The 6,278-nt window shown below is 64.6% G+C and carries 7 protein-coding genes and 2 tRNA genes; 5 read left to right on the plus strand and 4 right to left on the minus strand.

Annotation, left to right across the window (positions count from 1 at the left end; all coding sequences use genetic code 11):
* Positions 1 to 5: 5 nt before the first annotated feature.
* On the minus strand, positions 6 to 2,003 hold the full coding sequence (gene tkt / locus M3P36_RS09160; RefSeq protein ID WP_249702952.1) for a transketolase: 1,998 nt from the start codon (positions 2,001 to 2,003) through the stop codon (positions 6 to 8).
* 181 nt (positions 2,004 to 2,184) lie between these two features.
* On the opposite strand from tkt, the gene M3P36_RS09165 reads away from it, so the two are divergent.
* From M3P36_RS09165 to M3P36_RS09180, 4 genes are all read left to right on the plus strand, one after another.
* Complete coding sequence (locus M3P36_RS09165) at positions 2,185 to 2,409, plus strand: hypothetical protein (RefSeq protein WP_249702953.1); 225 nt, start codon at positions 2,185 to 2,187, stop codon at positions 2,407 to 2,409.
* A complete protein-coding gene (locus M3P36_RS09170) occupies positions 2,406 to 2,717 on the plus strand; it encodes a cell division protein ZapA (protein WP_249702954.1) in 312 nt (103 codons plus the stop codon). The genes M3P36_RS09165 and M3P36_RS09170 overlap by 4 nt, the downstream gene beginning before the upstream one ends.
* 223 nt (positions 2,718 to 2,940) lie before the next feature.
* Positions 2,941 to 3,537 (plus strand): 5-formyltetrahydrofolate cyclo-ligase, encoded by a 597-nt coding sequence (locus M3P36_RS09175; protein WP_249702955.1) that lies wholly within the window; start codon positions 2,941 to 2,943, stop codon positions 3,535 to 3,537.
* The gene (locus tag M3P36_RS09180; protein ID WP_249702956.1) at positions 3,537 to 3,749 is read left to right on the plus strand and encodes a DUF2842 domain-containing protein; all 213 of its coding nucleotides are present in this window, start codon (positions 3,537 to 3,539) and stop codon (positions 3,747 to 3,749) included. The genes M3P36_RS09175 and M3P36_RS09180 overlap by 1 nt, the downstream gene beginning before the upstream one ends.
* Before the next feature lie 48 nt (positions 3,750 to 3,797).
* Here the strand turns inward: M3P36_RS09180 and M3P36_RS09185 are convergent.
* Both M3P36_RS09185 and thyA read right to left on the minus strand, forming a co-directional pair.
* Positions 3,798 to 3,874, minus strand: a tRNA-Asp gene (locus M3P36_RS09185).
* 95 nt (positions 3,875 to 3,969) lie between these two features.
* Positions 3,970 to 4,929: a thymidylate synthase gene (gene thyA / locus M3P36_RS09190; protein WP_249702957.1), complete on the minus strand. Its 960-nt coding sequence runs from the start codon at positions 4,927 to 4,929 to the stop codon at positions 3,970 to 3,972.
* 146 nt (positions 4,930 to 5,075) lie between these two features.
* On the opposite strand from thyA, the gene M3P36_RS09195 reads away from it, so the two are divergent.
* Positions 5,076 to 5,152 (plus strand) — tRNA-Pro (locus M3P36_RS09195).
* A 167-nt stretch (positions 5,153 to 5,319) separates the two neighbouring features.
* Here M3P36_RS09195 and M3P36_RS09200 read toward each other — a convergent pair.
* Positions 5,320 to 6,278 (minus strand): beta strand repeat-containing protein (locus M3P36_RS09200; RefSeq protein ID WP_502798372.1); only part of this gene is annotated, 959 nt, incomplete at its 5' end.

The raw sequence follows: 6,278 nt of genomic DNA on the forward strand, positions 1-6,278 counted from the left end.
CCTGATCAGTTGCCGAGTTTGGCAAGGATGCGCGGCACGATCTTGTCCGCGGTAAAGCCGAAATGGTCGAACAGCACTTCTGCCGGACCGGATGCGCCGAAGCTGTCCAGCCCCACGTTGAGGCCATTCAGACCGGTGTAGCGTTCCCAGCCCTGCGTCACGCCCGCCTCGATCGAGACGATCATGGCATCAGCCGGAAGGACATCGGCCTTGTAGGCTGCGTCCTGCGCGCCGAACAGTTCCTGGCAGGGCATGGAGACCACATCGGCCCCGATCCCCTGGGCTTCAAGGGCCGCAGCGGTGTCCAGAGCCACGGCCACTTCCGAGCCGGTGGCAACCAGCACGACCTTGCGCGCAGCGGCAGAGGACTTCAGGCGATAGGCGCCCTTGGCCGAACGGTTGCTGGCCGCAGTCCACTGCGCATCCTCCTCGCCACGCACCGGCGGCAGGTTCTGGCGCGACAGGGCGAGGACCGAAGGCGTTTCCGGCGTCTGCAGGGCCAGCGCCCAGCATTCGGCGGTCTCGATCGCATCGGCCGGGCGGAACACCTGGAGGTTGGGGATCAGGCGCAGGCTCATCACCTGTTCCACCGGCTGGTGGGTCGGGCCATCTTCGCCAAGGCCGATGGAATCGTGCGTCAGCACATAGACCACGCCGGCGTGCTGCAGGGCCGACAGGCGGATGGCGTTGCGGCAATAGTCGCTGAAGATCAGGAAGGTGCCGCCATAGGGCACGATCCCGCCGTGGAGGAACATGCCGTTCATCGCCGCCGCCATGCCGAATTCGCGGATGCCGTAATAGACATAGCGCCCGTCATAGCTCTCTGCCGTGAACGGCGCGGTGGCCTTGGTCTTGGTGTTGTTCGATCCGGTCAGATCGGCCGAACCGCCGAGCAGTTGCGGCAGGGCTTCGGTCAGCGGGCCAAGCGCCATTTCGCTCGCCTTGCGGCTGGCGACCTTGGGCGGGTTGGCGGCGAGCTCGCGGATGTAGCTTTCCAGCGCCGGACCGGCCTTGTCGGCAATCGACTGGAAGCGGGAATCAAAATCGGCCGCCTTGGCGCTGTCGCGATGGCGCTGCTGCCAGGCTGAATGGCTTTCGCCGCCCCGGGCACCCAGCGCACGCCAGTCGGCCAATACCTGGTCCGGCACCACGAACGGCTCGTGCGGCCAGTTCAGCTCGATCCGGGCGGCAGCGATCTCGTCGGCCCCAAGCGGAGCGCCGTGCACGCCGCTGGTGCCCTGCTTGTTGGGCGAACCCTTGCCGATCACCGTCTTGCAGGCGACCAGCGAGGGGCGCGGATCGGCCACGGCTTCATCCAGTGCGGCGCGGATGGAGGCGGGATGGTGCCCGTCACACTCGCAGACGTGCCAGCCGGTGGCGCGGTAGCGGGCGGGAATATCCTCGCTGGAGGACAGCGAGACCTTGCCGTCGATGGTAACCTGGTTGTCGTCCCACAGGACGATCAGGTTGCCGAGCTTCAGGTGTCCGGCAAGGCCGATGGCCTCGTGGTTGATGCCTTCCATCAGGCAGCCATCGCCCGCGATCACCCAGGTCCTGTGATCGACCAGCTCGTCACCGAACTGGGCGTTGAGGTGGCGCTCGGCCATGGCCATGCCCACGCCCATCGCCAGGCCCTGGCCCAGCGGACCGGTGGTGCATTCCACCCCTTCGATCATGAAGTTTTCCGGGTGTCCGGCGCAAGGGCTGCCGAGCTGGCGGAAATTGCGGATGTCATCCATCGTCGGCTGGTCATAGCCGGTCAGGTGCAGCAGCGCGTAGATCAGCATCGAGCCGTGACCCGCCGACAGCACGAAACGGTCGCGATCGGGCCAGTGCGGATCGGCCGGGTCGAACTTGAGGTAATCGGACCACAGCACCGTGGCGACATCGGCCATGCCCATCGGCATGCCGGGGTGGCCGATGTTAGCGGCCTGCACCGCGTCCATGGTCAGCGCCCGGATAGCATTGGCCATCTCGGTGAAACGGGCGGCGTCTTGGCTCATGGGGAGACTCCAGCGTAGGTCAGATCACGATTCGGATGCCCGCTCATTGGGCAGCGGGGCCGCGTGCGTCAAGCACGCCGGGTTGGGGGCCTGCCCTACCATTTGAACGTCTCGCAGCTTATTCACAGGTTCGCCGGTCAAGACTTTGCCGCAATTGGACGCTTTTGATAGGTGCGACAGCATGGAGCAGGAACGCATCGCAAGGGTTATGGCCCGGATCGAAGCGGCGGCACGAAGGATCGAGGCCGCCGCCAGGCAGGTGCCTGCCACGCGTCCCCCTGCCGCGCCCACCCCGTCCCCGGCTCCCATCGCCAGCGACCTGGCGCAAAAGCACGAGCGCTTGCGGCAGGAGGCCTGGGCCGCCCTGGCCGAGATCGACAGCCTTATCGAGACTCTGGACGCATGAGTAACGTAAATCTCGACATCGCGGGCCGCCGCTACACCATCGCCTGTGCTGCGGGCGAGGAAGCGCATATCGAGATGCTCGGTCGGTCAATCGATGCCAAGCTGGCCAAGATGCCGGCCATGACAGGCCAGTCGGAACCACGCACCCTGCTGTTTGCCGCCCTGTTGCTGGCCGACGAGCTGCACGAGGCTCAAGCCAAGGTCGCTGCCCCGGCAAACGCGCCCGATCATGCCGCGCCGCTGGAGAATCTGGCCGAGCGACTCGAATCTCTTGCAACGCAGCTTGAGAGATCGGCCGGGAGCGCCTAAATAGGTCGCAGCGGGACTGCCCGGAACGAGCTGTTGAACATCCCTGAGGCTATAAGCAAAATCCAAGGGAGCTGTCCCTACCTGGACCCTGGTCCGGGATATACGGCGCCCACCTGACGTCAGGCGTCAGTGGATCTCCAGGCAAACGACCCATGGTGGTTCCGCTACCCCACCGCCTTTTGGCTTCTGGCCCAGCCGGACACGAACGGCTAGGGATCGTTGCATGACCGATATCGCCGCCCGCAAAGCCGCCCTGCGCAAGGACCTGCGCGCCCGCCGCCGCGCCCATGCCGCCGCCCTGCCGCCCGCAGTGAGCGCGCTGGTTTTCGCCCGCCCGCCGCGCCCGGTGCTCGACATGGTGCCCCAAGGCGCAACCATCGGCCTCTACCGCGCCGATCCGGGCGAGGCACCGGCCTTTGCCTATACGAAATTCTTTGCCGAACTGGGCCACCCGGTCGCCCTGCCCCGCGTGACCACGCTGGACCGGCCCATGACCTTCCACCTGCACACAGATCCCTATGGCGAGAGCGACCTCGTCGATGGCCCGCTCGGCCTGCGCCAGCCGGCCGCCGACCTTCCTGAAATTGTGCCGCAGGTGCTGTTCATGCCGCTGCTGGGCTTTACCACAGGCGGTGACCGGCTGGGTCAGGGTGGCGGATTCTATGACCGCTGGCTGGCCGCCCATCCCGAAACAATCGCCATCGGCATGGCGTGGGACGTTCAGGAAGTGGATGACCTGCCGGTTGAGGACCATGACATGCCGCTCGCTGCAATCATCACCCCCACCCGCATTCTGGGGCCATTCGAGGTGTCGGTTTGATGCGCAAGGAACCGACCTGGCGCATCCCCGTAGGCATCCTGGCCCTGCTGGCGGGAATCGGCATCTATGCCGGCGTGGTGATGTGGGCCTCGCAATGGATCGGGCAGGCCCACGTGCTGGTGCAGACCGTGATCTATCTGGTGCTGGGCGTGGCCTGGCTGCTGCCGCTCAGGCGCTTCCTGATCTGGATGGAGACAGGGCGCTGGGGCTGAACCCCGAAGGGTCAGCAACAGCGCCGTGTCTATCCGAATTTTCCCAAGTGGCGCGAGTGACGGGACTTGAACCCGCGACCCTCGGCGTGACAGGCCGATACTCTAACCAACTGAGCTACACCCGCGTATATTTGCGATAGCACCGCTTGGGAGAGGCGCATCTAAGGCAGGTGAAACAGGCTGTCAACCGGCTGTTCGGCGCCTGTGAAAAAAGCCTGCCCTATACCGCCACCGGCGCACGGATCACGCCTTGCGGGGCATAGTCCTGCACGTCAAAATCCTCGATCGCATAAGCGAAAATACTGGCGGGCTGGCGCTTGAGGAGCAGCTTCGGATCGCCCGACGGTACACGCCCGAGCTGTTCTTCCACAAGGTGCGCGTGGTTCAGGTAAAGGTGCGTATCGCCCCCCATCCACACCAGTTCGCCTGGCTCGTATCCCGCCTGCTGGGCGATCATCCGCGTAAGCACCGTGGCCCCCACGAGGTTGAACGGCAGGCCCAGGGCCACGTCGCAACTGCGCTGGTAGAGGATGCAGCTCAGCCGGTTGCCGGAAACATGGAACTGGTAGGTCTTGTGGCACGGCGGCAGGGCCATGCGGTCAAGCTCTGCCACGTTCCACCCCTCGATGATGTGGCGGCGGCTGCCAGGATTGCACCGCAGGCTTTCCACCACCTGCGCCACCTGGTTGATCCCTGGGCCACGGGTGTACTTGCCGTCGGCACCATATTCATAGGTCGGCCAATCGACCCACTGCTTGCCATAGACAGGGCCCAGTTCGCCCCAGAGGCGGGCAAAGCCCTCGTCGGCCACGATACGCGCCTCGAAGGCCTGCTGGCTGATATCCTCGCCGCTGGCCTTGCGGAATTTCGCCAGCGGCCAGTCGCTCCAGATTGTCACGCCCTGTTCCAGCAGCGCACGGATATTGGTGTCGCCGGTGAGGAACCACAGCATCTCGCGCGCAGCGACCTTCCAGAATACCCGCTTGGTGGTGAGCAGGGGAATGCGGTTTTCCGACAGGTCGAACCGCAATTGCGCGCCAAATACCGAACGCGTCCCCACGCCTGTGCGATCCATCCGCTCGTCGCCCTGCTCCCAGATATGGCGCATCAGGGCCAGGTACTGCTGTTCGGGATGGTCGGGCGCTGATAACGGCGGCTGGGGTGGCGGCGGCTGGTTCATCCCTGCGGGCTATCACTGCCCTGCCCGCGTTTCCAGCCCCGCGCAGCAAAGGGTTCACACCTATCCCCAATACCTCCTTGCATGTGCAAATCTTGCTCTCTATAGGCTCGCGCCTGCCTCCGAACCTTGTGTTAGGAAGGTCCGGTCGGGGAGTAGCTCAGCCTGGTAGAGCACTGTCTTCGGGAGGCAGGGGCCGGAGGTTCGAATCCTCTCTCCCCGACCACATTGTTTCCTTGGAAATTCATGTTGTTAGCGGACCCTTCGATGCAGAAGGTGTCCCCTAACTGATGCCCTTGCGCGGCTCCGATCACACTCTGATCACACGGAGCTAAAAATGGCGTCAATTACCAAGCGAAAAGGCGGCTGGTGCGTCCAAGTCCGCCGCAAGGGCTATGCTGCCCGCAATGCCACTTTCCCCACGAAATCTGCCGCGCTCAAATGGGGGCGCGAGCAGGAAGCGCAGATGGACATGCCGCCTTCACCGTTCGACAGGTTGAGCGGAGCCGCGCTGGAGGCAAAGCCCATCGCCACACCCTGGTACGATTTGCGCTCGACCCGGTCGAGATCGAAGATCGTATCGCTCAGCAGCGCATTGGTCGCCGCCAGCTGGGTGTTGAACGAGGTGATTGCCTGGTTGGTGGCAAACAGCTGGCTTCCGGTCACTGCATCGGTCGACCCCGCTGACAGCGCACCATCGGCCAGGCCGCTGATGCGGTTGCTGCCGCCGCTGTTCACCGTCACCGATCCCGCCTGCATGGAGCCGTTCACGGTGATGATGTCGCCGCCAACCGTATTGTAGTCGCCGATCACCGCGACATTGCCGTTGAGGGTGGTATCGCCGCCCACGGTGGCATCGCCGCTGGTGTTCAGCGTGGTGGTGGAGACCCCGCCATTCGCTGTCAGGGCACCGGTCATCGTCGTCGTGCCGACAACCGCCAGGTTTCCGCCTACCGAGGCGTTGCCCGTGGTTGACAGGGTGGTGGTGGCGATATTGCCGGTGTTGGTGATGCCGGTGGTCGTCGTTGCACCACTCACCGCCAGCGTATCGGTGGAAAGACCGCCGGTGTTGGTCATACCTCCGGAATTGGTCAGGCCGCCAGCATTGGTGATGCCGTTGGTGGTGGTCGCGCCGGTCACTGCCAGGGCACCGCCCACCGCGGCATTGCCGGTGGTGTTCAGCGTGGCCGTAGTGATGTTGCCGGTGTTGGTGATATTGCCGGTGTTGGCAATACCCGCCGTGGTGGTCTGGCCGGTCACGTTGAGGGTGTTGTTGACCGTGGTCGCACCGTTCAGCGTGGTGGCTCCGGCCACTGCCAAGGTGCCGCCGATGTCGGCATTGCCATCGTTGG

Origin of the sequence: Altererythrobacter sp. KTW20L (assembly GCF_023501975.1) — a bacterium.
GTDB lineage: Bacteria > Pseudomonadota > Alphaproteobacteria > Sphingomonadales > Sphingomonadaceae > Alteraurantiacibacter.